The organism is Frankia sp. R43, from assembly GCF_001306465.1.
Classification (GTDB): domain Bacteria; phylum Actinomycetota; class Actinomycetes; order Frankiales; family Frankiaceae; genus Parafrankia; species Parafrankia irregularis.
This window is the reverse complement of the sequence record NZ_LFCW01000036.1, coordinates 1-562: the sequence shown is the minus strand read 5'-3', so window position 1 is coordinate 562 and position 562 is coordinate 1. Positions and strand designations below refer to the sequence as shown.

1 protein-coding gene is annotated in these 562 nt (G+C 75.1%); it reads left to right on the top strand.

Annotated features, from left to right (window positions below; translation table 11 throughout):
• A partial coding sequence (locus tag ACG83_RS41490; protein WP_369812963.1) for a type II secretion system F family protein occupies window positions 1-419 on the top strand: 419 nt, incomplete at its 5' end.
• Window positions 420-562: the final 143 nt, after the last annotated feature.

The following is a 562-nucleotide window of genomic DNA, read 5'->3' as shown; positions in this document are numbered from 1 at the left end:
CACGGCTGCCGGACGCGCTGGTGGTGTTCGCGGACGAGCTCGACGACCCGACCGCGGATCTGGTCGTGGCCGCGCTGGTGATGGCCGCGTCCCGCCAGGCCCGCCAGCTCGCGGACCTGCTGGGCCGCCTCGCCGCCGCCGCGCACGACCAGACCGCGCTACGGCTACGTACCCTGGCCGGCCGGGCCCGGATCCGTACCGCCACCCGGGTCATCGCCACGATCACCCTGACCATGGCGTTCGGGCTGATCCTGCTCTCCCCGGCGTTCGTCGAGCCCTACGACAGCGCGGCGGGCCAGCTGGTCCTGCTCGGGGTCGCCGCCCTGTTCGCCGGCGGGCTGGTCTGGCTGTCACGGATGGGCCGGGCACCGGCGGACCCGAGAATCCTGACCCGGCCCCTCAGCGGAGACCCCCGATGAGCGGGCTTGTGCTGGCCTGCGGTGCCGGCTGCGGGCTGGGCCTGTGGCTGCTGTGGACCGCTCTACGGCCCGCCCGCCCCGACCTCGAGCAGCTCCTCGCCGACCTACGCCCCACACCCCCCACCCTCGGCGAGGCGGACACT